General features: G+C 45.5%; 22 protein-coding genes and 1 pseudogene. 18 read left to right on the top strand and 5 right to left on the bottom strand.

The genetic code is table 11. From position 1 onward, the window contains the following. The first annotated feature begins 2 nt into the window (after window positions 1–2). From pstB to AC121Z_RS13035, 7 genes are all read left to right on the top strand, one after another. On the top strand, window positions 3–809 hold the full coding sequence (pstB, locus tag AC121Z_RS13065) for a phosphate ABC transporter ATP-binding protein PstB (RefSeq protein ID WP_498124457.1): 807 nt from the start codon (window positions 3–5) through the stop codon (window positions 807–809). Window positions 810–823: 14 nt separating this feature from the next. Beyond that, complete coding sequence (gene phoU / locus AC121Z_RS13060) at window positions 824–1,543, top strand: phosphate signaling complex protein PhoU (protein WP_100656016.1); 720 nt, start codon at window positions 824–826, stop codon at window positions 1,541–1,543. Window positions 1,544–1,711: 168 nt separating this feature from the next. After that, window positions 1,712–2,983, top strand: a complete 1,272-nt coding sequence (locus tag AC121Z_RS13055; protein WP_498124456.1) for an inorganic phosphate transporter — start codon at window positions 1,712–1,714, stop codon at window positions 2,981–2,983. Window positions 2,984–3,071: 88 nt separating this feature from the next. Beyond that, complete coding sequence (locus AC121Z_RS13050) at window positions 3,072–3,989, top strand: hydrogen peroxide-inducible genes activator (protein ID WP_498124455.1); 918 nt, start codon at window positions 3,072–3,074, stop codon at window positions 3,987–3,989. Between the two features lie 95 nt (window positions 3,990–4,084). Beyond that, window positions 4,085–4,633, top strand: coding sequence for an RNA polymerase sigma factor (locus tag AC121Z_RS13045; protein ID WP_498124454.1), 549 nt, complete (start codon window positions 4,085–4,087; stop codon window positions 4,631–4,633). Beyond that, window positions 4,626–5,312 (top strand): hypothetical protein, encoded by a 687-nt coding sequence (locus tag AC121Z_RS13040; RefSeq protein WP_498124453.1) that lies wholly within the window; start codon window positions 4,626–4,628, stop codon window positions 5,310–5,312. The genes AC121Z_RS13045 and AC121Z_RS13040 overlap by 8 nt, the downstream gene beginning before the upstream one ends. 10 nt (window positions 5,313–5,322) lie before the next feature. After that, window positions 5,323–6,240 carry a hypothetical protein gene (locus AC121Z_RS13035; RefSeq protein WP_498124452.1) on the top strand — a complete coding sequence of 306 codons (918 nt, stop codon included), beginning with the start codon at window positions 5,323–5,325 and terminating at the stop codon, window positions 6,238–6,240. A gap of 121 nt (window positions 6,241–6,361) precedes the next feature. On the opposite strand, the gene AC121Z_RS13030 is transcribed toward AC121Z_RS13035, so the two are convergent. Continuing rightward, a complete protein-coding gene (locus AC121Z_RS13030; protein WP_498124451.1) occupies window positions 6,362–7,444 on the bottom strand; it encodes a hypothetical protein in 1,083 nt (360 codons plus the stop codon). A 425-nt stretch (window positions 7,445–7,869) separates the two neighbouring features. Here AC121Z_RS13030 and iscR point away from each other — a divergent pair, with 425 nt between their 5' ends. From iscR to trhP, 9 genes are all read left to right on the top strand, one after another. Further along, window positions 7,870–8,352 carry a Fe-S cluster assembly transcriptional regulator IscR gene (gene iscR / locus AC121Z_RS13025; protein ID WP_498124450.1) on the top strand — a complete coding sequence of 161 codons (483 nt, stop codon included), beginning with the start codon at window positions 7,870–7,872 and terminating at the stop codon, window positions 8,350–8,352. Window positions 8,353–8,578: 226 nt separating this feature from the next. After that, a complete protein-coding gene (gene sufB, locus AC121Z_RS13020; protein ID WP_498124449.1) occupies window positions 8,579–10,015 on the top strand; it encodes a Fe-S cluster assembly protein SufB in 1,437 nt (478 codons plus the stop codon). Window positions 10,016–10,017: 2 nt separating this feature from the next. Next, window positions 10,018–10,779 carry a Fe-S cluster assembly ATPase SufC gene (gene sufC, locus AC121Z_RS13015; RefSeq protein ID WP_498124448.1) on the top strand — a complete coding sequence of 254 codons (762 nt, stop codon included), beginning with the start codon at window positions 10,018–10,020 and terminating at the stop codon, window positions 10,777–10,779. After that, the gene (gene sufD / locus AC121Z_RS13010; RefSeq protein WP_498124447.1) at window positions 10,776–12,035 is read left to right on the top strand and encodes a Fe-S cluster assembly protein SufD; all 1,260 of its coding nucleotides are present in this window, start codon (window positions 10,776–10,778) and stop codon (window positions 12,033–12,035) included. The genes sufC and sufD overlap by 4 nt, the downstream gene beginning before the upstream one ends. Next, window positions 12,032–13,249 carry an aminotransferase class V-fold PLP-dependent enzyme gene (locus tag AC121Z_RS13005; RefSeq protein ID WP_498124446.1) on the top strand — a complete coding sequence of 406 codons (1,218 nt, stop codon included), beginning with the start codon at window positions 12,032–12,034 and terminating at the stop codon, window positions 13,247–13,249. Before sufD ends, AC121Z_RS13005 begins: the two co-directional genes overlap by 4 nt. A gap of 9 nt (window positions 13,250–13,258) precedes the next feature. Then, window positions 13,259–13,615: a HesB/IscA family protein gene (locus AC121Z_RS13000; protein WP_498124445.1), complete on the top strand. Its 357-nt coding sequence runs from the start codon at window positions 13,259–13,261 to the stop codon at window positions 13,613–13,615. Window positions 13,616–13,627: 12 nt separating this feature from the next. Further along, window positions 13,628–14,161, top strand: a complete 534-nt coding sequence (sufT, locus tag AC121Z_RS12995; RefSeq protein WP_498124444.1) for a putative Fe-S cluster assembly protein SufT — start codon at window positions 13,628–13,630, stop codon at window positions 14,159–14,161. Between the two features lie 15 nt (window positions 14,162–14,176). Next, the gene (locus AC121Z_RS12990; protein WP_498124443.1) at window positions 14,177–14,584 is read left to right on the top strand and encodes a SufE family protein; all 408 of its coding nucleotides are present in this window, start codon (window positions 14,177–14,179) and stop codon (window positions 14,582–14,584) included. 70 nt (window positions 14,585–14,654) lie between these two features. After that, window positions 14,655–16,028, top strand: coding sequence for a prephenate-dependent tRNA uridine(34) hydroxylase TrhP (trhP, locus tag AC121Z_RS12985; protein WP_498128253.1), 1,374 nt, complete (start codon window positions 14,655–14,657; stop codon window positions 16,026–16,028). On the opposite strand, the gene AC121Z_RS12980 is transcribed toward trhP, so the two are convergent. Continuing rightward, entirely contained in the window at window positions 16,025–16,915 is an 891-nt protein-coding gene (locus AC121Z_RS12980; RefSeq protein ID WP_498124442.1) for a glucosamine kinase nucleotide-binding domain-containing protein, read from the bottom strand. The two genes, trhP and AC121Z_RS12980, sit on opposite strands and share 4 nt — an antisense overlap. A 310-nt stretch (window positions 16,916–17,225) precedes the next feature. Here AC121Z_RS12980 and AC121Z_RS12975 point away from each other — a divergent pair, with 310 nt between their 5' ends. After that, window positions 17,226–17,927, top strand: a complete 702-nt coding sequence (locus AC121Z_RS12975; protein ID WP_498124441.1) for a hypothetical protein — start codon at window positions 17,226–17,228, stop codon at window positions 17,925–17,927. Between the two features lie 58 nt (window positions 17,928–17,985). Here the strand turns inward: AC121Z_RS12975 and tmpT are convergent, their stop codons facing one another. Beyond that, a complete protein-coding gene (gene tmpT / locus AC121Z_RS12970) occupies window positions 17,986–18,621 on the bottom strand; it encodes a thiopurine S-methyltransferase (protein WP_498124440.1) in 636 nt (211 codons plus the stop codon). Between the two features lie 124 nt (window positions 18,622–18,745). Continuing rightward, window positions 18,746–19,914, bottom strand: a pseudogene (gene chrA, locus AC121Z_RS12965) (chromate efflux transporter). Between the two features lie 400 nt (window positions 19,915–20,314). Here chrA and AC121Z_RS12960 point away from each other — a divergent pair. Beyond that, entirely contained in the window at window positions 20,315–20,776 is a 462-nt protein-coding gene (locus AC121Z_RS12960) for a GAF domain-containing protein (RefSeq protein WP_498124439.1), read from the top strand. Between the two features lie 220 nt (window positions 20,777–20,996). Here the strand turns inward: AC121Z_RS12960 and AC121Z_RS12955 are convergent, their stop codons facing one another. After that, on the bottom strand, window positions 20,997–21,680 hold the full coding sequence (locus AC121Z_RS12955) for a helix-turn-helix domain-containing protein (protein WP_498124438.1): 684 nt from the start codon (window positions 21,678–21,680) through the stop codon (window positions 20,997–20,999). Window positions 21,681–21,724: the final 44 nt, after the last annotated feature.

Genomic DNA, 21,724 nt, shown 5'->3' with positions numbered 1-21,724 from the left:
CCATGTTAAACCTCTTTGAGCATGACAAACTAGATCTTACTGAACTGTCTGACGAGCAAACCGCCATTAACGTCAAGAATTTAAATCTATGGTTTCACAAAAAGCAGGTGTTAACGGATGTTTCGATGCGGATCCCGCGGCATCAGATAACTGCGTTAATCGGTCAAAGTGGGTGTGGTAAGTCTACTCTTATCGGTAGTTTTAACCGGATGAATGATTTGATTGATGGGTGCCGTTATCAAGGAGAAGTCGAAATTGATGGGCGCAATATTAATCATCCGCGCGAGAACGTCGCACGTTTGCGCGCACGAGTGGGTATGGTATTCCAGCGGCCCAATCCATTTCCAATGAGTATTTACGAGAATGTCTGTTACGGCTTAAAACTGCAAGGCATCAATCAACGCCGCAGTTTAGACGATGCGGTGGAGCAAGCATTGCGCGATGCTGCACTGTGGGACGAAGTGAAGGATCGGTTATTTGATTCAGCCAATATTTTATCGGGTGGTCAACAGCAACGTTTAGTGTTTGCTCGCGCGCTTGCGCTACAACCCGAAATATTATTGCTTGATGAGCCGACTTCAGCGCTAGACCCGCTAACGACGTTGTACATTGAAGAGCTTATGATCAGTTTAAAAAAGCGCTGCACGGTAGTCATTGTGACACATAATATGCAACAAGCTGCTCGGGTCTCTGATTACACGGCATTTATTCATCAAGGTGAAGTTGTGGAATATGCGGACAGTGATTCTCTGTTTACAATGCCGAAGAAGAAACAAACTGAAGATTATATTACCGGCCGTTACGGCTAACGATTGGGGATACTATGCGCCAAGTAAAATTTAATACCCATATTTCAGGTCGGTTTAATATTGAATTGGAAAATCTGCGCAACTCGGTTTTAACCATGGGCGGCGAGGTTGAGCAGCAAATGGTCGATACATTGCGAGCCATACGCGAAAATAATGCCGGTTTGGCTGAAAAAGTGGTTCTTAATGATCTCAAGGTCAATTCGATGGAAGTACAGATCGACGAAGAATGCATGCGGATAATTGCCAAACGTCATCCAACCGCTAGCGATTTACGTTTAGTTATGACTATTTCCAAGGCAACCACTGACATAGAACGGATCGGCGATGAAATTGAACGCATTGCTAAGTTGGTGACAAAAAATAACTTGCCAGCTTCAGAAACGATAAAAAGCAGTATGTTGGCCATTGGTGAGCACATTATTCACATGATGCGAGGCACGTTTAACGCATTTGCTCGGCAAGATGAACAAGCAGCGCTTGATGTATACGAACAGGATAACCGAATTGATAGCCAATATAAGGCCTTGCTTAGTTATACGTCGAAGGAAATGCAGCAGCATCCAGAGTTGATGGATGACTGGCTTGAAGTACTTTGGGCATTGCGCTCACTTGAGCGAGTGGGTGATCGCTGTAAAAATATTTGCGAATACGTGGTGTATTTATCCGGCGGAGCTGATGTGCGTCATGCGTCCATTGAAAGCATGCAAAAGAAAATAGATGAGTTGTCGGAATAAAATTTTCGACAAATATACTATGGCTTCTTATGTGCTTAAGGTATCATGCGCGGCAGTTTGGTTTTCAGTAATGCTTCTACAGCGGCAATACTATGGTTATATTCAACAGTGAACACGTACATCGTGCGTCTAAACTGGAAGTGTTTTCAACGATAAGGGCCTGATAGCGTGGATATTATTCAAAGTTATGGCCTCATTCTTATTGTTCTCGCCGCGCTATTTGGCTTTGTTATGGCGTGGGGTATTGGCGCAAACGACGTCGCTAATGCAATGGGGACGTCTGTCGGCTCTAAAGCGCTAACGATCAAGCAGGCAATTATTATTGCCATGGTGTTTGAGTTCGCTGGCGCATACTTAGCGGGTGGTGAGGTCACTTCGACCATTCGCAAAGGGATCATCGACGCAGATTATTTTATTCCTACGCCTGAGTACTTGGTACTCGGCATGATTGCTTCGCTCCTAGCGGCGGGCATATGGTTAGCGGTCGCCTCATTTAAAGGTTGGCCGGTATCAACTACCCACTCAATCATTGGTGCAATCGTAGGTTTCACCGCGGTTGGTGTCAGCTCAGACGCGGTTGCTTGGGGTAAAGTTGGTGGGATCGTAGGGAGTTGGGTTATTACGCCGGCTATTTCCGGATTGATCGCATACGGCATATTTATGAGTGCCGACAAGCTAATATTTCAAACCAAAACCCCATTTCTTAATGCGCGTCGCTATGTGCCTTTTTATATGGCGCTCGCCGGTTTTGTCATGTCTTTGGTTACGATCAAGAAAGGTCTCAAGCACGTGGGCTTGGGTCTGCCCGATGCACACGGCTATTTACTGGCAGTGGCTATCGCAGTTGGTGTAGGGCTATTGGGTGTGTGGCTGATCAATCGGATTAAATTCGACGCCAATGACACGCTCGAACATCAACAATCGAATGTTGAGAAAGTATTCGCGATCCTGATGATTGTGACTGCCTGTTGTATGGCATTCGCACATGGGTCAAATGACGTCGCTAACGCAATTGGTCCCCTCGCAGCAGTAGTCAGTGTTGTAAGCAATGGTGGACAAATAACGTCCAGTGCAAGTCTCGCTTGGTGGATCTTACCCTTGGGCGGTATCGGAATTGTTGCTGGTTTAGCCCTGTTTGGTCACCGAGTGATAAAAACTATTGGTCAAGGGATCACGCATTTAACGCCCAGCCGCGGCTTTGCGGCTGAGATGGCAGCGGCAACGACAGTTGTGATTGCTTCTGGTACCGGATTACCGATATCAACAACACAAACCTTGGTAGGTGCGGTATTGGGCGTTGGTTTAGCACGGGGTATTTCGGCGCTGAACTTTGGCATTATTCGTACAATCGTCGTTTCCTGGGTAGTCACGCTGCCGGCGGGTGCCGGTTTAGCGATTATTTTCTTCTTCTCACTCAAGTGGATTTTCGGTGTTGCCTAACCAGAGTGGTAAACCGATTTAAAACGGTTTTAATTTTATAAACGATTGGTTAGTCTATTAATAGTTTGAAATTTAATAGACTAACTCAATGAAGTGGCCGAATCTTAAACACCTCCATTACCTCGTTGTGCTGCATCAAGAGCAGCACTTTCATCGCGCCGCAGAGCGGTGTCACGTTACTCAGTCAACACTCAGTACTGCAATTCAGAACCTAGAGGAACATTTTGGCGCTCAGCTGTTGGAAAGAGAGCATAAGTCATTTGTATTTTCTGCCTACGGCCTTGAAATTGTTGAGCGCAGCAAACGAATTATCAATGAGGCTCGCGAGCTGATGGAATACGCCACACATGCGGGGGATTGGCGTCGTGGCACGCTTAAACTGGGCGTGATTCCCACTATAGCGCCATTTATGTTTGAGGGGCTAATCAAATCGGTAAAGCGCATCTATCCAGAGCTGGCGCTTCACCTACAAGAAGATACAACCGATAATCTATTGGCGCAGTTAAACGAAGGTACGCTAGATTTATTAATCTTAGCATTACCGTTTGAAACACCTGGGTGCAAACAACTGGTCATCGGTCATGATCCTTTTCATCTGGTTATGCATCGATCAGTCAGTCCTTCCGAAAATCAGGGTATTGAAGTAAAAGACTTGCCCAAAAACAGTATATTTTTATTGCAGCAAGAGCATTGCATGACCGGCCATGCAGTTAGTGCGTGCGGCTTAAAATATAGTGAACAAGTCAATAGTCTGGCCGCCACGTCGTTGCACACGCTGGTTCAGCTTGCCAATGCAAAGCTTGGGTATACGTTTATCCCTGAATTGGCCTTACAGCAGGATATTCTTGCACGCTCTGAACTGGTCGCTTTACCTGCTGAAGATAATGCTTATCGAGAAATTGGACTGGTTTGGCGTAATGGTACAACCCGAGTCCAGTTATTTCGCTCGTTAGCTGAATGCTTGGCACCACTAATGCCGATCGACACACTCACTGCTAGTCGTTAAGCCAATAAAAATGGCCAAAAAAATAAAAAATAATCAAACTTTTTGGCCAATCCCCTCGACTTTAACTGCACATAACCAATTTCAGGAATAACTAGGTGTTCACCAAGACCGATGAACAACTAATTAGTAAGGCATTAACCGGTAATAAACGGGCTTGGTTTGCTTTGATTAATCGTTACGAAAAATCAATTTTTAACTATGGCATTCGAATGACGGGAAGCCGAGAGGATAGTCTGGATCTAATGCAGGAAATTTTTGTCTCTGTATTTCGCAATTTAGCCAGTTACCAGGGCACTGGAGCCTTTAAAAGTTGGCTCTTTAAGATCGCGCATTATCGTTGCGTTGAGTTTTATCGCCGGCGTAAGCCAAATCAGAGTTTGGATGATACGCCTGAGCTTGAGGTGCAATCCGAACAACGCTGTCCAGAAGGCGAACTGACGGACACACAAGATAATGCGCAACTGCATCGCGCGATGCAGCAGTTACCGGTGAATCAACGTGCAGTAGTTGAATTGAAATTTTTTGGTCAATTTACTTTTGACGAAATTGCAGATCAATTAGGGGTGTCTCCTAATACCGTAAAGTCTCGCCTTTACAGTGCATTAGATAAGTTAAAAGGGCAATTGGAGGTGGAGTATGTATAACGAAGAGCAGAAATCCGAATTATTCGCTGCTTGGTTAGACGATCGTTTGAATGATGAGCAACGCAAGATCTTTGAACATCTGTGCATTGATGATGAAGAATTTTCGGCACGCGTTGCCAGTGCAAATTTACTGAGTAACTTAAGCGATAATTATGTGCCCGGGAGTGCTCCACAGTGGGACAAGTCGGCAACCTTTGTTAGTCCGCAGCCGAGCCCCTGGTGGCAATCACCCAAGCTATCGCTAACTTCACTGGCTTGCTCGGTGTTGGCCATTGTGCTGACCCTAGGTAATGTGCAAGTCACAGTAAACGACGGCGCATTATCCGTGGGTGTCACAGAGGCTGTGAGTGATGCAGAGCTGAATGCCATAGTCGAGCAGCGTATAAGCGCGTACCAAGCGTCAAACCAAGCAATGTTTGCGCAATATGTTGATGCGCTGAATCAGCAGCAACAGGAAAGCAGTGTGAAGCTAGCAGAATATTTGTTGTCATCGAGCCGCCAAGAGCGGCGCGAAGACTTTGCTGAATTGATCAAGTTTATCAATGAGCAACGCAGTGACGACCAACTGTTTTACGCGCGCCAGTTAAATAATTTACAACAAGAAATTGATGCGCAGAGTGGAGTCCGCGCGAATCTACCGTCTTTAAATTCTGGTGCAAGCCAGTTACCGAATGAGTAATGTGGAGTTTATGATGAAAAAACAGCTATTAATATCGGGAATGGTGGCAATGTCGGTGGCTTTGCAAGCCAGTGCTACGACCAACTATGACGAATTACGCAAAGAACTCGAAATCATGGATAGTGTGCTGGTAACGGCATTTAGACAATCAGATAATACGGCGGCAATTCGATTCAGGGGATTGGAGACCAGTTATCTTGCCGGGCAAGGTGTGGTCTTCGAGATCAACACTTCGCGCCGCAGATTAGGACTGGATTTAGATCTACGTCGATTCATTCCCCGGGCGCCCGAAGCGCCAACACCCCCAGTGATTATCGGCGAAGATGGTGATGGTATCAGTATTGAGATTGCTGAAGATTGGGAACACATGATTGAAGATACTATGCGTAACTTTGAGGAAGTGTTTCGTGAAGCTCATGAGCAGATGCGCGACGTGCGTTCAGATGCGCGAGAATTGGAATGGGAAGCGCGGGAGTTAGAGCGGCGTCAACGTGATTTAAACTTTGAATTACGTAGTGCTGATAAAGAGCGCAAAAAAGAACTTGAAGAAGAGTTAAAAGAAATTCGCCAAGCCAGTGATAAATTGCAAGCTCGAAAACAGGAGCTAAATGAATACGCTGATACTCTCGAAGCTGAGCAGAAAGCTCAAGTTGAAAAACAGCGGCAAGCGCGCCTACAAGCTGATAAAGCCTTCTTATCGTCGTTTGAAGAGCGTATAGGTGACACGTTATGCCGCTTCGGCTCAGGAATAAGAGCATTACCGAAAAATGAGCATATTAGTTTTGTATTAAAACAATTTGATGTGGATGAGCAGCGCCAAGCTCGTGATCGGGTATACGTTTTCGCCCTTGATCAAGTTAAAGCCTGTGTGCAGGAAAAAATTGATGCCAACAAATTGTTAAGCAACGCCACTATATATTCTTTCTAAACTTTCTGTTGATTAATGTTGGAAATGACACAAAATAAGCCCCTGCAACAGGGGCTTATGCGTTTAAAGTTGATGGCTTATCGCTAGAATTTAGTGTGGCTTTAGATCCGAACGCGCAGTACTAACGACTTTTCCGTTTAAACGTATCATCACCTGGAGAACCAGTATAGGCTCCGCGATCCTGGATCACTCCCCAGTTTTGCCGCATCAGCGTATTGATCTGATTGTTAGTCGATGATGCCGAAGGAGCGTCTAACGAAGTATAGCGAACGTCTAAGGTATCAAATGCCTTGGACCAGAAATACCAAGTGACTGCGGCTAAATGCTTTTCGGTGAGCTGCCACCAAGAAAAATTCCAGGGCTTCAGTTCGCTAAACGCGGTTTTACGCAATAACGCAGTATTCGCATCTCCTACAAAGATCGTGCTAGTTACTGGTGAAGAGCGGTATGCCTCGATAACCACGCCGGCACTAATTAACTGATCAGTGTTATCGCGAGCAACTTCCCCTGGCCATTGACCGGACAAGTAACTCTTTGCACCATTGGAATAAAAAGGGTCAAGCAGGGCGATACGATCAGGGCGAAGGTGGGCATTCAGTTGACCAGCGTTTACGGCTGCTAGCAATTGGGTGCCGATGGCTAGTGCGACTTGATTACCCAAAGAATGCCCTGCCAAGCGCAATTCGCTGTTATTGAAATCAGCCATATTGTCGCGGATCGCCTCAAACAAAAGTTGCGCAACGGGCTTATTGGGTCCGCTCGCATAACTACCGTTAAGGCGCTTCCAGCGCATGCCGCGCGGTCCATTTGTCGTATAAATCTTTGCTTCGGCATCTTTAACTTCAGACTCATCAGCAAACTGATTCCAATACAGAATGCCGACATTGTAGCCCTGATCGAGCCAATACCAGGCTAAGTCCTCAGCTGGCCCGCCGCTACCTCGTCGATCGAGTGTTTCGCGCTTGGCTTGCGTGACTGAATTGTTTTGCCAGCCATGAATATAAATGACGGTTTTTTTATTGCGGTCGTAGTATCGGTTTGATTGCCCTGGGACAGCTTTATCGGCATCAGTGTATCCAAACCAGTAGAGGCCATAATCTAAATTTTGAAAGACGCTGTCTGGAAATTGCACTTCCGCTTTGGCTAGAGACGAGAAGAGCATTATGAATAGGCAGATTATGCTCAGGCGTTGTTTGTTTTGCATTGTTATGTCCTGTCGATTTTTGTGCTTGAATTACTTTGCTTAGACAGTTCTGTGCTGCTCTGACCAGAACGCAACAAGACTAATATAATGTTATTTATATGTTAAATAAACGTTTATAACTTTTTAAACTGGTACACCTAACTAACCGCATAAATCGAGTGTTCTATGACCCCGAGCACAAAAAGTGGGATTCTGGAACGCCAATCAGATTTTTTTGCTGCAGATTAATACTAGTCACTGATCTCATTAAATCTCGAGCAGTAAAGGAGTTGAATAAGCTTTTTCCAAATCCCTTAATCAGGGGGGGACTTCGCTGCGGGTTACTAGGGTCAATATTAATACCTGACTAAATCAGTAGGGTAAATACTTGACCAAAATACTAGGTTATGACACAATCCACGCCTCTATCAATGGGGATAATAACCATGAAGCTGACCTCTAAAGGGCGCTACGCCGTGACCGCGATGCTTGACTTAGCGTTGCATTCCACCAAGGGGCCTGTACCTCTTGCTGATATCTCTGAACGCCAAGAAATATCCTTGTCTTATTTGGAGCAATTGTTTTCTAAGCTACGTAAAGAGCAGTTAGTCGACAGTGTGCGTGGGCCGGGTGGTGGTTATTTACTGGGTCGCGACGCTCAGACTATCTCGATTGGTGAAGTCATTCGTGCTGTACATGAAAGCGTTGACGCTACGCGTTGTCACGGACAATCCGATTGTCAAGCCGGAGAGCGGTGTTTGACCCACAGTTTGTGGCAAGACTTAAGTGACCGAATCAATCATTTTCTTGATGCCATTTCCTTGGGCGAGTTAATGGCCAAACGCGATGTGAAGAAGGTGGCTGGACGCCAAGATAAGTGCCAATCAATCAGCCTAGGTAGCGACATCGAAGTCAGCATCCAACTTTAACCACTGAAAGCGGCTATAAGCCAACCAAAGCGTGGTTAATTAACCCCGTTAAATTTTGAGTAAATGACTCAGGTATTATAAAATTGCGGATTAATTTTTTGTTGTGTGGGGCCTGCAATCTCTAACGTCAACACGCGGTTTTTTGCAATCTAACAACCGCTAAGCACGACCATTTATCAATGGCATCGACGTTCAGGCACAACAGTCAAATAAGCGAGTTCAAAGTATGAGTGAACAAATTGAACAGGCATTAGAACGGAAGTATGAAGCCGGTTTTTATTCAGAGATCGAGTCTGAAACTTTTGAGGCCGGTTTGGATGAATCCGTGATCCGGCGAATTTCAGCAATGAAAGGCGAGCCAGAGTGGATGTTGGAATGGCGTTTAAAAGCCTATGAAGCCTGGTTAAAAATGGAAGAGCCTGATTGGGCTCATGTGGATTATCCAAAAATCGACTACCAAGCCATTTCATACTATTCCGCGCCAAAAAGCATGAAGGACAAACCCAAGTCATTGGACGAAGTTGATCCTGAGCTGCTGCGCACTTACGAAAAATTGGGCATTCCGTTGCACGAACAGGAGATGCTCGCGGGTGTCGCAGTTGATGCTGTGTTTGATTCAGTGTCGGTGGTAACCACATTTCGGGAGAAGCTAGAAGAAGCAGGGGTTATTTTTTGCCCGATTTCCGAAGCTGTGCACAAATACCCAGACCTAGTGAAAAAGTATATTGGCTCTGTCGTACCGCGCACTGATAATTTTTTTGCGGCGCTGAATTGTGCTGTGTTTACTGATGGTTCCTTCGTTTATATTCCTAAGGGTGTGCGTTGCCCAATGGAATTGTCGACCTATTTCCGCATTAACGAAATGAATACCGGGCAGTTTGAGCGGACATTAATTGTTGCCGATGAGGGCAGCTACGTGAGTTATCTTGAAGGCTGTACTGCACCGCAACGTGATGAGAACCAATTGCATGCAGCAGTGGTTGAGTTGGTTGCGTTAGATAACGCAAAAATCAAGTACTCTACAGTGCAAAACTGGTATCCGGGTGATGAAAACGGTAAAGGCGGGATTTATAATTTCGTAACCAAGCGCGGTGTGTGTCATACCAATGCGCACATCTCATGGACGCAAGTCGAAACGGGTTCTGCAGTCACCTGGAAGTACCCCAGTTGCATTTTGAAAGGTGATAACAGCGTCGGCGAATTTTATTCTGTGGCGCTCACACGCGGGCGTCAACAAGCGGATACTGGTACTAAGATGATCCACCTTGGCAAGAATACGCGTTCAACAATCATTTCAAAGGGTATATCAGCTGGTAAGAGTAACAATGCCTACCGCGGTTTGGTCAAAATGGGGCCAAAGGCTGATGGCGCACGTAATTTCACTGAATGTGATTCGTTGCTAATCGGTGATCAATGCGGTGCACATACATTCCCCTATATTGAAAGTCGCAATCCATCGGCGATTGTTGAGCATGAGGCAACCACCTCGAAAGTCAGTGATGAACAATTATTTTTATGTCAACAACGCGGTCTTGATCCTGAAAAAGCAGTATCAATGATCGTGAATGGTTTCTGCAAAGAAGTATTTAAAGAGCTGCCGATGGAATTTGCTGTCGAAGCAGGAAAGTTACTTGAGATTAGTCTTGAAGGGTCAGTGGGGTAGTAATGTTAAAGATCAATAATTTACATGCAAGCGTGGAAGATAAGGCCATTCTCAAGGGCTTAAACCTCGAAATTAACCCAGGTGAAGTACACGCTATCATGGGGCCAAATGGTGCCGGTAAGAGTACGCTTGGCTATGTTCTGTCGGGTCGAGAAGGCTACGAGGTGACGGATGGGAGTGTCACCCTGAATGACCAAGATCTGCTCGACATGGAAGTGGAAGAACGCGCCTGTAACGGCTTGTTCTTAGCGTTTCAATACCCCGTTGAAATTCCAGGTGTCAGTAACATGGAATTTATGAAGGAGTCAGTCAATGCGGTACGTGAAAGTCGCGGTGAAGAAGCGCTATCAGCGGCTGAATTCCTAAAACTCGCCAAAGAAGCCTGTAAGCAAGTGCATTTACCTTTAGAGTTTCTTAAGCGTGGTGTAAACGAGGGCTTTAGTGGAGGAGAGAAAAAGCGTAACGAAATTATGCAGATGATCTTACTGCAACCCTCCTTATGTATTCTTGATGAGTCAGACTCTGGACTCGACGTTGATGCGTTGCAAGTAGTTGCTGATGGTGTCAACAGTCAGCGTGATGGCAAGCGCAGCTTTATTGTGGTCACTCACTATCAACGTCTTTTGGATTATATCAAGCCTGATTTCGTACATATCCTTGCCAATGGTGAAATTGTCAAAAGCGGAGATGCGTCACTTGCCCTGCAAGTTGAGAAAGAAGGATATGCATTTCTAGGTAAAGCGATTGCGGAGGCAGAGGCATGAGTCAATGGCTTGAACAGGTCATTGCGGCGGCCGACGGAGTCGACGATTATCTCTCGCCAGCAAGAGAGCAGGCCTTAGCTAAGCTCAAAACTGACGGGTGGCCAAAGGCTCGCAGTGAGGCATGGCAATTTACCCCGCTAACATCGGTCGCTAATCGCTCAATGACTACCCGTGCTGCTGTGGCGGTTCATTCAGCCCCTGAAATCACTGGGCTGGGGGCGCTTGATCTAGTGTTCTGCGACGGTCAGTTAGTGACTGATATAGAAAGCCTAGAATTACCCGAGGGAGTTAATATTATCTCTCTAGCGACAGCGGATAGGCAGGCTCAGCAAGCGATATTAGATGTGTTTGCAAAAGTGAAGCCTCAGCGCCATATTTTTGGTTTAGTGAATGACACCTTATGCCAACAGGGTGTTTATATCGATATTGCGGCTAACACCAAGATTGAACAACCGCTCCGTATCGTAAATATTGCTACGCAAGATATTGATGCCCATACGCGTGTGTTAGTTAACCTGCAAGCAAACAGTCAAGCCACTGTAATCGAACACGGCAGTGGCGATGCTGCAAGCTTTACCACGGCTTTTGCTGAATACAGCATTGGCGAGCAAGCAAGGCTTGAGCACTACCGGTTTGCTATGCATTCAGGTGCAGCTAAACAAGTGGGAGGCAGCCATTTCAATTTGTTGTCTAAAGCTAGGCTTAACAGCACGTTGGTGGGTTTTGGCAGTGAGTTATCGCGTATTGATGTGGATATCATTCACGCGGGTGAACATGCCAAAGCTAAAATGAACGCGATTTATTTGTTGGCAGAAGGCGAGTTATTTGATTTGCACTCGACCATCGAACATGCGATGCCCAATGGGACTACTGAGGAAAACGCTCGCGGTATTATTGGTGACCGCGCTCGCGCGGTGTTTAATGGGCGTATTCATATTCATCGCGATGCCCAAAAAACGTTGGCAGAATTAAATAACCGAAACCTGCTACTATCCCGCCGCGCCTTGGTTAATACCAAGCCTGAGTTAGAAATTTACGCAGACGATGTTCAGTGTGCCCATGGTGCTACGGTGGCGGAAATTGAAGAAAAGGCGCTGTATTACCTATTAAGCCGCGGCATTGAACGCTCCAAGGCGTTGATAATGCTGAATTTTGGTTTTATCCAAGAACTCGTGAATGACATGCCAAATGCAGCGTTAAGAGATTGGTTAACACCACTGTTGCGCAATCGCTTTGCTGAGATGGAGGTCAAATGAGTTTTGACGTTCAGGCTGTGCGCGCTGAGTTTCCATTGCTCTCCAAAGAGGTCGATGGCAAGCCGCTGGTGTATTTAGACAACGCTGCTACAACGCAAAAGCCACAAGCCGTTATTGATGCATTGGTTGATTTTTATACTAACTGCAATGCCAACGTGCATCGCGGCGCACACCATTTATCCGATGAAGCCACGCGACGCTATGAGAAAGCGCGTGATACGGTGGCGTCGTTTTTAAATGCCGAACACCGTGAAGAAGTGATTTGGACCAGTGGCACGACAGAAGCGATCAATTTGGTCGCCAATGGTGCTGGGCAGTTACTCAAGCCAGGTGATGAGGTATTGGTAACCGAGCTAGAACATCACGCTAACTTAGTGACTTGGCAGCAAGCGTGCAAGCGCAGTGGTGCCACGTTAAAAGTTGTTCCTATCTTCGAGAATGGTGAGCTTGATATTGCCGCTTTCGATAACTTGCTAAATGAAAATACGCGTTTGCTTGCCATGCCACATGTATCTAACGCATTAGGCACAGTCAATCCAATTAAAGAGCTGACTGCAAAAGCCAAAGCTAAGGGCGCTTGGGTGCTGATTGACGGGGCGCAAGGTATAGCTCATGGCGGCGTTGATGTGCAAGCCATAGGTTGTGATTTTTACGCTTTTTCTGGGCACAAAATATTCGCCCCTACGGGTATTGGCGCTTTATGGGGTAAACGTAGCGTGCTTGAAACCTGGCCGGTTTGGCAGGTTGGCGGTGAGATGATCCAGGATGTGGAATACCAAAGTGCTACTTGGGGTTCATTACCCAATCGTCTAGAAGCTGGCACACCCAACATCGCTGGAGCGATTGGCTTGGGGGCTGCTATTGCGTGGTTTAGTGAGCTAGATTTAGTAGCGGTTCAGCAGCATGAGCAACATTTACTGCAATATGCCACCGCCAAGGCTGAAGCGTTTGCAGGCATGGAATTGATCGGCACTGCTGCGCATAAAGTGGGTGTATTGAGCTTTATGCTAACTGGCGCACATCCGGCAGACGTTGGATTTATCTTAGATAAACAGGGCGTGGCAATCCGTACGGGGGATAATTGTGCGCAACCGTTAATGAAGCGGCTAGGAATTCCAGGTACGGCGCGAGCGTCCTTCTCGTTGTACAATACGACCGACGATATTGACCGTTTCTTTGTCGCCCTAGGTAAAGCCAAAATGATGTTGGCGTAGGAGAATTCTATGAGTGTTGAAACTTTTGTACCAAGTAAGCAAGTCATTTCACTAACAGACAGTGCTATTCGTCATTTTGAAAGTAAGTTAAAGCAACATCCAGAACAGCTTATTCGTTTGTCGACTAAGGCCAGTGGCTGTACCGGTTATGCCTATGTTCTTGATTTTGCAGATAAAGCTCAAGAAGGTGATGAAGTTATTACGATTAACGATCGCCTGACCGTGGCAGTGGCAGCGGAAGCTATGGATATTGTGCGGAATACTGAAATTGATTATGTCAAAGAGGGTATCAACGGTGTAATCAAGTATAATAACCCGAATGTCGTTGATGAATGCGGCTGCGGTGAAAGCTTTAACGTCGGATAAACACTAACCAATATGCAACAGAAAATGGTAGTCACTGAGCGTGACTGTAAAGCGCGTTTGGTGCCGGCGGGAAATCCAGTCACCATCCCTGAAGGTGAATTCGTTAATATTACCCAAGATTTAGGCGGTAACTATACCGTTACGTGGCGTGGTAATATGTATCGTATTGACGGTACTGACGCTGATGCTATTGGTCGTAAGGTCACCGAACTACGTTTCACACCCCCGACGGATGGACAAATAGATGAACAACAAGTGTGGGACGCATTAGAGTCAGTTTATGATCCTGAAATTCCGATTAACTTGGTATCTTTGGGCTTGATTTATAGTGTTAATATCGATCAAAGCCAGCATTTAGTAACCATTGCGATGACTTTAACTGCCCCCGGTTGTGGCATGGGGCCAGTATTAGTCGGGGATGTCGAGTACCGTGTTAAGATGGTGCCATTTGTCAATGACGTAAAAGTTGAATTGGTGTTTGATCCACCATGGTCACGCGAGATGATGAGTGAAGAAGCGCAGCTCGAAGCGGGCGTCTTTTTTTAACTGCAAGGATAAATAATGGCATTGCCAACGAGTGAAGAAATTGTCGATGATTTGGCGTTTTTTGATGACTGGGAACAACGCTATCAGTACATCATTGATCTAGGCAAACATCTATCAGGACTGCCAGAGAATGAGCGAACGCCGGATAAGTTAGTTAAAGGCTGTCAAAGTAATGTGTGGCTAAAGGCAAATCATTCCAATGGGAACTTCGAATTTGAAGTGGATAGTGATGCCGTCATCGTACAAGGCCTACTCGCCCTAGTAATGGCTGCATATAACCATAAATCTGCTGCGCAAATTTTGGCCTTCGATATTGACGGCTACTTCACCGAACTGGATCTTGAGCGACATATCACTCCAACCCGTGGTAATGGCTTGCGCGCCATTGTTGGTAAAATCCGCGAGATGGCTAGTCAGGCATAGATAATCTGATCTTGGTCAATACAGGCCAGATCCTCTTAGGGTATTCTCGCGCGTTTTTAGTCTAGCGAGAATAATAATGCCCGAACTTCTTTCTCCAGCGGGAAGCTTAAAGAATATGCGCTATGCATTTGCTTATGGCGCGGATGCTGTCTACGCCGGTCAACCGCGCTATTCATTGCGCGTACGAAACAATGAGTTCAGCCTTGATAACTTAGCCGTCGGAATTTCTGAGGCACATTCAGCAGGCAAACACTTTTATGTGGTGAGTAATGTTGCGCCTCATAATAATAAATTAAACACTTACCTATCTGACATTGCGCCGGTTATCGCGCTGAAGCCAGATGCTTTGATCATGTCTGATCCGGGCTTGATCATGCTGGTCAGAGAAGCCTTTCCCGAGCAAACTATTCATCTTTCGGTACAAGCTAATGCGGTTAATTATGCCAGCGTGCAGTTTTGGGCCAAGCAAGGGATCAAACGGGTGATCTTGTCGCGTGAATTAGGCTTGTCTGAAATCGCTGAAATCCGAGAACGCTGTCCAGATACAGAATTGGAAGTTTTTGTTCACGGAGCACTGTGTATGGCTTACTCGGGGCGTTGTTTATTATCGGGCTATATGAATAAACGCGACCCTAATCAGGGCGCGTGTACCAACGCCTGTCGTTGGCAGTACAGCGTGCAACCTGCACAGCGTGATGACGTAGGAAACGTAGTTGCTAAATGGACACCTCAAGGAGAGCGAATAGAGCCAACTTTAGGTTTAGGCCCAACAGCCGCAAATGAATATTTGCTGACGGAAAAAATGCGTCCAGAAGAGAATATGAGTGCGTTTGAGGATGAACATGGTACTTACATAATGAACTCGCGTGATTTGCGAGCCGTTCAACATGTGCATGAATTAACCCGGATTGGCGTTGATTCTCTTAAGATCGAAGGACGTACCAAATCGTTTTATTACTGCGCCCGCACTGCACAAGTTTATCGGCAGGTAATTGAAGACGCCAAGCGTGGTGAAAAGTTTGATCCTGAATATTTGTATGAACTCGATAAATTGGCGAATCGCGGCTATACCGAGGGATTCTTGCGACGCCATACCCATGATATGTATCAAAACTACAACCAGGGAGCCTCGGTCTCGGATAAACAGCAATTGGTTGGCGAAGTCATCGCAATCGAGGACGGAATAGCAACGATTGATGTTAAGAATCGTTTTGCTATAGACGACTCCTTAGAATTAATGTCACCACAGGGAAATATTACTTTTATTCTGACCACAATGACAGATGCTGGAAAGCGACCAATTTCAATTGCCCCGGGCTCAGGCTATCAAGTCAACATAAAGCTGCCGAAACACGCAAAGCCCAATGCTTTCAGTATCTTACTGCGCAACTTACCCGAGGGAGAGACGACCACAGGAGTAAAGTCGTTAGCGAATATATGTTAGTTAACTTGAGCTTGGTGCCAAATGACGGCACCAATTTCGGCGCCATAGGCGGACTCACCCAGTGCGGATTGAATGTCTTTTGCCAGCCACTGACTCATCGTCTCGCTCATACCACCCGACACAACCAACTGCCCGCCGCTGTTTTCCAGAGCGTGGGACGCAATAGTCGAAAGGTATTCTGCGCCCTCATGCACGATTTGTGACGCTGTTTCTGAACCTTTTTCAGCTAGGTTCATGACGGTTGGTGCTAATTTAGCAAAAGTCGCAGGTGATGCTTGGCAGAATTGTTCGACAAGGCCAGGTGCTTCTCGTGTGCCCACTTGGTCACATAGCGTGGAAAAAAATAACTCGTCAGTTTGTATTTCGGCATTATCGATGGTGAGTAATACTCGCTTGATGGCTTGTTGCCCCAACCAGGCACCACTACCTTTATCACCGATCAGAAAACCGTGGCCACCCCACTGCTCAATATGGCCGTTATTAAGTGCAGCGGAGCATGAGCCTGTACCAATAATCAATACACTACCATTTTTTCCGGCATGAGCGCCGTAAAGAGAGGCTTCAAGGTCACTCGTCGCATGAAATGAGGGAAACTGGGTTGCCCACAAAGCCAGCTTCTTTTGTGCACTTTGTACATTGTAGCCAGCAAATCCTGCGACAATAGGAGGCATTTCAGAAGCTGATGTGATCAATAAACTCGCATCATTGAGTGCCGCTTTGATCGCTGATTCGATGGATAGGCTAGCATTATCAAAATCGCGTGCAATGTTAGCTGAACCTGCAATGCCTCTGCCAAGTATCTGTAATTCACTATTGATTACATAGGCACTGCATTTAGTACCGCCACCATCAATGCCAATGCAGAGGTTATGATTTAATGTCGCCAAAAAATTTCAACTTTCTTCGTTATAAATTAAGCGATTATGTATACCATTAGGTCATGCGACAGTAAACTTGCGTATAGTAACATCAGTATAAATTCTTAATCATACGCATGTTTATCATGGGTGTTTAAATAAGTGCTGTCTGTTTTTTCGTGCGATTTTTAACCAGAATTGTCAGATATTTTTACATAAACTCTCTCCCATCCCTTAAAAATCACTCTAACATTATGATTTTCAACATTTATATTTTTTGGCGTTGATCTTGCATTGTTTGAATAATTATAAAAAAGCGTTAAAAAAAAGGATAGCGAATATGTTAAAACGAATTTTGTTTTCTGCGGTGTTGATGAGTGTGACTTTGTCATCGGCTAATGCTGCATTCATTCAGTTTTTTGGTCAGGGTGGCAATGTAGCTGCAGGGAGCGCTGCAGATGCGCGGGCTGACTTCCTAGCGGGCTTGAGTGCGTTGGTTGGCACGGAAACATTCGAGAGTTTGTCAGTTGGAGCGACCAACCCTGTGTTATCTTTTCCTGGATCCTCGGGTAGTATCACGGCAACATTAACTGGTGCAGGTAGCGTTAATACGAGTAATGCTCAGCGTTATAATACGTCGGCTGGTGGCAGCAAGTATTTTGATACGGGTGCCGGTGGCGATTTTAACATTGTATTCAGTAGCGGTATTGCGGCATTCGGTTTCTTCGGCACAGACATTGGTGACGTAAGTGGCGATCTTGCGTTGGGATTAACAGGTGATGTAGCTCAAAATATCGTTTTAGACACGTCAGGCTCAGCAAATGCTAACCTACTGTTTTGGGGATTTATTGACACAGTTAACACATACTCTGCAATCTCTTTCACCAATACTGCTTCTGGTGACTACTTTGGTTACGATGACATGACGATTGGTGACTTGAAACAAGTGACAATCAATCAAGTTCCAGCACCAGCAACTTTTGCATTGTTTGTGCTTGGCGTGCTTGCTACGGGCGCTATGTCACGCAAGAAGAAGGCTTGATTATTTTTGACCGGCGATGATTAGATGCATCGCCGGCAAGTTGCCCGAGAGGTAACTATTAAGCTTGTAATTTAAATACCAGCGCTGATGCTGGTATTTTGCCTTTTAGGCCACCTGCAATCTGTTTTTCCTCCAATAGATAAATCTGGTAATTCGCTCTGTATAAGCTCTCTACCTTTGAGCAGGATACAGCAAACGGCGGTCCCTGCATCAGCGACTGTTGATAATCAAAGGTCAAAAGCAGTTGCGGTGCTTGACCGGTTATCTTGGCAACGTGGTTGGTGTATTGTTGCTGCATCTTCGGCGGCAACGCGACAAGTGCTGCACGGTCATAGACTGCGGTTACACCATCCAAATGACTTGCAGTCAGTGCAAATACGTCACCGACAAAAATTTTGATATTGTGCGCTTGATAAACCGTAAAAAAAGAATCGTGCGTAATCTTTGGCTGTATTTGGAGCTCATTAAACAATTGCTCGATTGCCAGTTCACTAAGCTCTACGCCAATCACTTTGCAGCCTTGCGCAAGTAAATAGGCAATATCCTGGGTTTTTCCGCATAACGGTACAAAGATGCAGGGGCTATTAGTGGTGGTAAGTAGTCCAATATATTTGCGTAATAAAGGATTACCCTCTGGCTCATGAAATCCTATTTCATTGTTCTGCCAGCGCTGATGCCAAAAATCAGGTTCCATATAAATTCTCTATACAAGTAATAACGACTTAAGGGCTTAGTTTATAATCCCGGGACAAATTTTTAACCCAGTGATATAACAAAATGCGTTTCTGAGAGACAGCAGTTAGCCAGATAGAAATGCATCAAGGCTTTATCTGCACCATTCCCAGTGCAAAGGCTAAAGCACAAACAATAATCCAGCCAGGATGTAGGTTTAATCGCAACATAGCCACAGTTGCTGCAACAAAAAAGGCAATGTCAGTCCAATTTGTAAAAGCATCTTTGAGCAGAGGGTCGATAAAAATTGCACCGAGTATTCCCACCACAACAACGTTAATACCGGCTATTGCGCCCTGTAATGCAGGCCTGGTTTGCATCGATTTCCAAATGGGTAGGGCGGCAAATAACAGCAACATGCCGGGCAGGAAAATAGCGACAGTAGCAAACACAGCATATATCAGCGGCGCTGAGCTGTCGACGCTTGCCCCGATGTAAGCGCTCAAAGTGAAAAGCGGGCCAGGTATGGCTTGGGCAGCACGTAACCCGTGATGAATTGTGAGTTGTTCAACCAACCCGTCGGAACAAATTCAGCATGGAGTAAAGGTAATACAACATGACCACCGCCAAATACCATCGCGCCGCTGCGATACAAGCGCTCACAGAGGTCGAGGAGCGAATAATCCGCTGGCGAAACAAAGGTTAACGCCAGTAGAGTAAAAAAAGCCGTCAAACAAAGTTTACTTGCTCGGCCAATCCTGAACTTTGGCTTGGTATGCACTGCTTGCTTTGGCGCTAGGATTTGCCATCCGAGGAGCGCGCCAATGAGGATCAATACCAGTGGTGTCAGAACATTGGCAAACAATACTAGCCAGGCTGCACAAATCAGAGCTGAAATCTTTCGGTAACTGGTTGGGCACAGTGAACGCTGCATTCCCCACACTGCGTGCGCAACAATCACTGCAGCTACGAGTTTTAATGCATGCACTGTTGGTTGTAGCAGGCTCGATTCCAATTGGACTATAGACAATGCAAATCCAGCCATGAGTGCGGCAGAGGGAAGGGTAAACCCAACCCACGCCATAAATGCGCCCCAATAACCGGCATGATAGTAACCGATTGCAGCACCGACTTGGCTACTCGCCGGACCTGGAATGAACTGACACAGCGCTACGGTGTTGGCAAAGTCGCTTTCCGTTAACCATTGTCGCCGATTCACGAAGGCATCGCGGAAATAGCCAAGGTGAGCTACTGGGCCACCAAAGCTAGTACACCCTAATTTTAAGAAAACCCAAAAAACTTCTAGCCCGCGCATTAACTTTAAGTGTCGGTAAAGATGACGACAGTGTAATACAAATCATGCTTATTGGTAGCTTGAAGCGATTACCTGCGGCCAACAAGAGTATAGGTAGTCTGGCAATGAGCAACTTTTGGACTATTTGTATTCTGAGGTTAGAGGATCGATTTTTGGCCCGATTTTGTAAAAGCACCAAATGGTTGGGAACTGTTTTTTTAGGGACGCTTAGTGCCAGTAGTTGCCGTTGATAGGTAACCTAGCGAACGGCAGCTGCTTTAAGCTTTGCGGGCTGTCAGATTTTGATGATTCCCACTGGTATTAAAGTGTTAGCTCTAAATACTGTTAATCTAAAGTTTTGTTGCATGTGCTCTTTTTCTAGTCTTAAATTGTAAGCGTTGCAATCTGACGAGTTAGTAAGTTGGACTGGGAATCAAAGTTTCAGAAAATCATCTCCGAACCAGACCAATCAAAAAAAGAGAAAATAAACTCTTTACTTGAACTGGGATTAAATATTTTAGGGCTTGGCATAGGGTTGGTAAGTCTTGTCAAGAATGAACTCTATGAAGTCGTTTACGCCAATAGTCCTGGAGACATAATCGAGCCAGGCGCAACGTTTGCAGTTGGTGAGACCTATTGTTGCCATACTTTGCTAGCGAATGACACCGTTGGTTTTCATGATGCAGGTAACAGCGATGTTGCAACGCATCCATGTTATAAAAATTTCAAACTTGAATCGTACATAGGTTCTCCTATCACAATGGATGGGCTAGTCGTTGGCACCGTCAACTTTTCTGCCGCAGCTCCGAGAGACCCTTTTACAGCGGAAGATTTTCGTTTTGTAGCTTGTTTAGCAAGCTGGCTAGGAGAGAATATGAGTTAATTGAAACAAGAAAGTTGTAGAGATCTATTTTGACCAATGACAGAAATCCAGTGTCATTAGCCTGACCGTCTGCAAATTGTCTAACTGAGCCAGTCAGCGCTGGCCGTGGGGCAGAAAAGTACGTATTTCAGATCTTGATGACATTGATATTCAGTGTCGGTAATTAACGATTTATTAGTCAATTTTTTAGGTGTAATTTCTGCTTCGGAAAATATAATGACTACTGAGTCATATCGCAGGTGAACAGTTTAGTTTTTAAAGGTCTTAAAACAACTTCGCTAAAAACAGCGGCCCAGAATATCGCCAGTAAGTTTATTGCCCAAGTATAGTGAAGAGAGAATTTTCCCACCTCGTAACTACTGTGGATACCGATACTGCCAATAATCAATGCTAACAACGCGGACGCATAACAGAATTTAATCTGCGCTCTCAAGATGGTTGCAAGATAAGCCGCTTTTGCTCCACCGACCATCTCATCTGTAAATAGATATTTAAAACAAGTTATAGACTTTGCTGCTCCATCGGTGCCAAAGGTAATTATAGTTGCTGAATACGTAAATAAAAAAACAAATGCGATTGACGGAACATTGACGTAAAAGTAAGGATCGTTCCCCAAACCCATAGCGGTTAAGACTGTTGCTACTAACAGCAAAAAAATGATTAGATTCTTCATAACTTTTTTCCTCGACCAATTGACTTGAATTTCATTGGGTGTGGCCTGCAATTCTTTCGGAGATAAGTCAAAAACCGCAGCGATAGACAACATAGTTTCGGCTGATGCATTACCATCAGATTCAATGCGCTGAATTGTACGCACAGATAACCCGGACATCTTGGCAAGAAGCTCTTGAGACCAGCCTTTTTCCTGTCGCAGTGTTTTTAACTTGTTAGTCGAAATGAACATGAAACAACTCCAGATGTTAGCCACGTAGTGCAGCAGAATCAGTA

This window comes from Alteromonas sp. DYW1 (genome assembly GCF_059752595.1).
The sequence above is the reverse complement of the archived record's forward strand: the minus strand, read 5'-3'. Positions and strand labels throughout refer to the sequence as shown.

What these genes read in the sequence shown, in the direction of transcription:
- AC121Z_RS12955 (WP_498124438.1), bottom strand. Translation starts at nt 21,680, where the DNA reads ATGTTCATTTCGACTAACAAGTTAAAAACACTGCGACAGGAAAAAGGC.
- AC121Z_RS13005 (WP_498124446.1), top strand. Translation starts at nt 12,032, where the DNA reads ATGAGTTTTGACGTTCAGGCTGTGCGCGCTGAGTTTCCATTGCTCTCC.
- AC121Z_RS12975 (WP_498124441.1), top strand. Translation starts at nt 17,226, where the DNA reads ATGTTAAAACGAATTTTGTTTTCTGCGGTGTTGATGAGTGTGACTTTG.
- phoU (WP_100656016.1), top strand. Translation starts at nt 824, where the DNA reads ATGCGCCAAGTAAAATTTAATACCCATATTTCAGGTCGGTTTAATATT.
- AC121Z_RS12990 (WP_498124443.1), top strand. Translation starts at nt 14,177, where the DNA reads ATGGCATTGCCAACGAGTGAAGAAATTGTCGATGATTTGGCGTTTTTT.
- iscR (WP_498124450.1), top strand. Translation starts at nt 7,870, where the DNA reads ATGAAGCTGACCTCTAAAGGGCGCTACGCCGTGACCGCGATGCTTGAC.
- pstB (WP_498124457.1), top strand. Translation starts at nt 3, where the DNA reads ATGTTAAACCTCTTTGAGCATGACAAACTAGATCTTACTGAACTGTCT.
- sufC (WP_498124448.1), top strand. Translation starts at nt 10,018, where the DNA reads ATGTTAAAGATCAATAATTTACATGCAAGCGTGGAAGATAAGGCCATT.
- sufD (WP_498124447.1), top strand. Translation starts at nt 10,776, where the DNA reads ATGAGTCAATGGCTTGAACAGGTCATTGCGGCGGCCGACGGAGTCGAC.
- sufT (WP_498124444.1), top strand. Translation starts at nt 13,628, where the DNA reads ATGCAACAGAAAATGGTAGTCACTGAGCGTGACTGTAAAGCGCGTTTG.
- AC121Z_RS13050 (WP_498124455.1), top strand. Translation starts at nt 3,072, where the DNA reads ATGAAGTGGCCGAATCTTAAACACCTCCATTACCTCGTTGTGCTGCAT.
- AC121Z_RS13000 (WP_498124445.1), top strand. Translation starts at nt 13,259, where the DNA reads ATGAGTGTTGAAACTTTTGTACCAAGTAAGCAAGTCATTTCACTAACA.
- AC121Z_RS13030 (WP_498124451.1), bottom strand. Translation starts at nt 7,444, where the DNA reads ATGCAAAACAAACAACGCCTGAGCATAATCTGCCTATTCATAATGCTC.
- sufB (WP_498124449.1), top strand. Translation starts at nt 8,579, where the DNA reads ATGAGTGAACAAATTGAACAGGCATTAGAACGGAAGTATGAAGCCGGT.
- AC121Z_RS13035 (WP_498124452.1), top strand. Translation starts at nt 5,323, where the DNA reads ATGATGAAAAAACAGCTATTAATATCGGGAATGGTGGCAATGTCGGTG.
- AC121Z_RS13040 (WP_498124453.1), top strand. Translation starts at nt 4,626, where the DNA reads ATGTATAACGAAGAGCAGAAATCCGAATTATTCGCTGCTTGGTTAGAC.
- tmpT (WP_498124440.1), bottom strand. Translation starts at nt 18,621, where the DNA reads ATGGAACCTGATTTTTGGCATCAGCGCTGGCAGAACAATGAAATAGGA.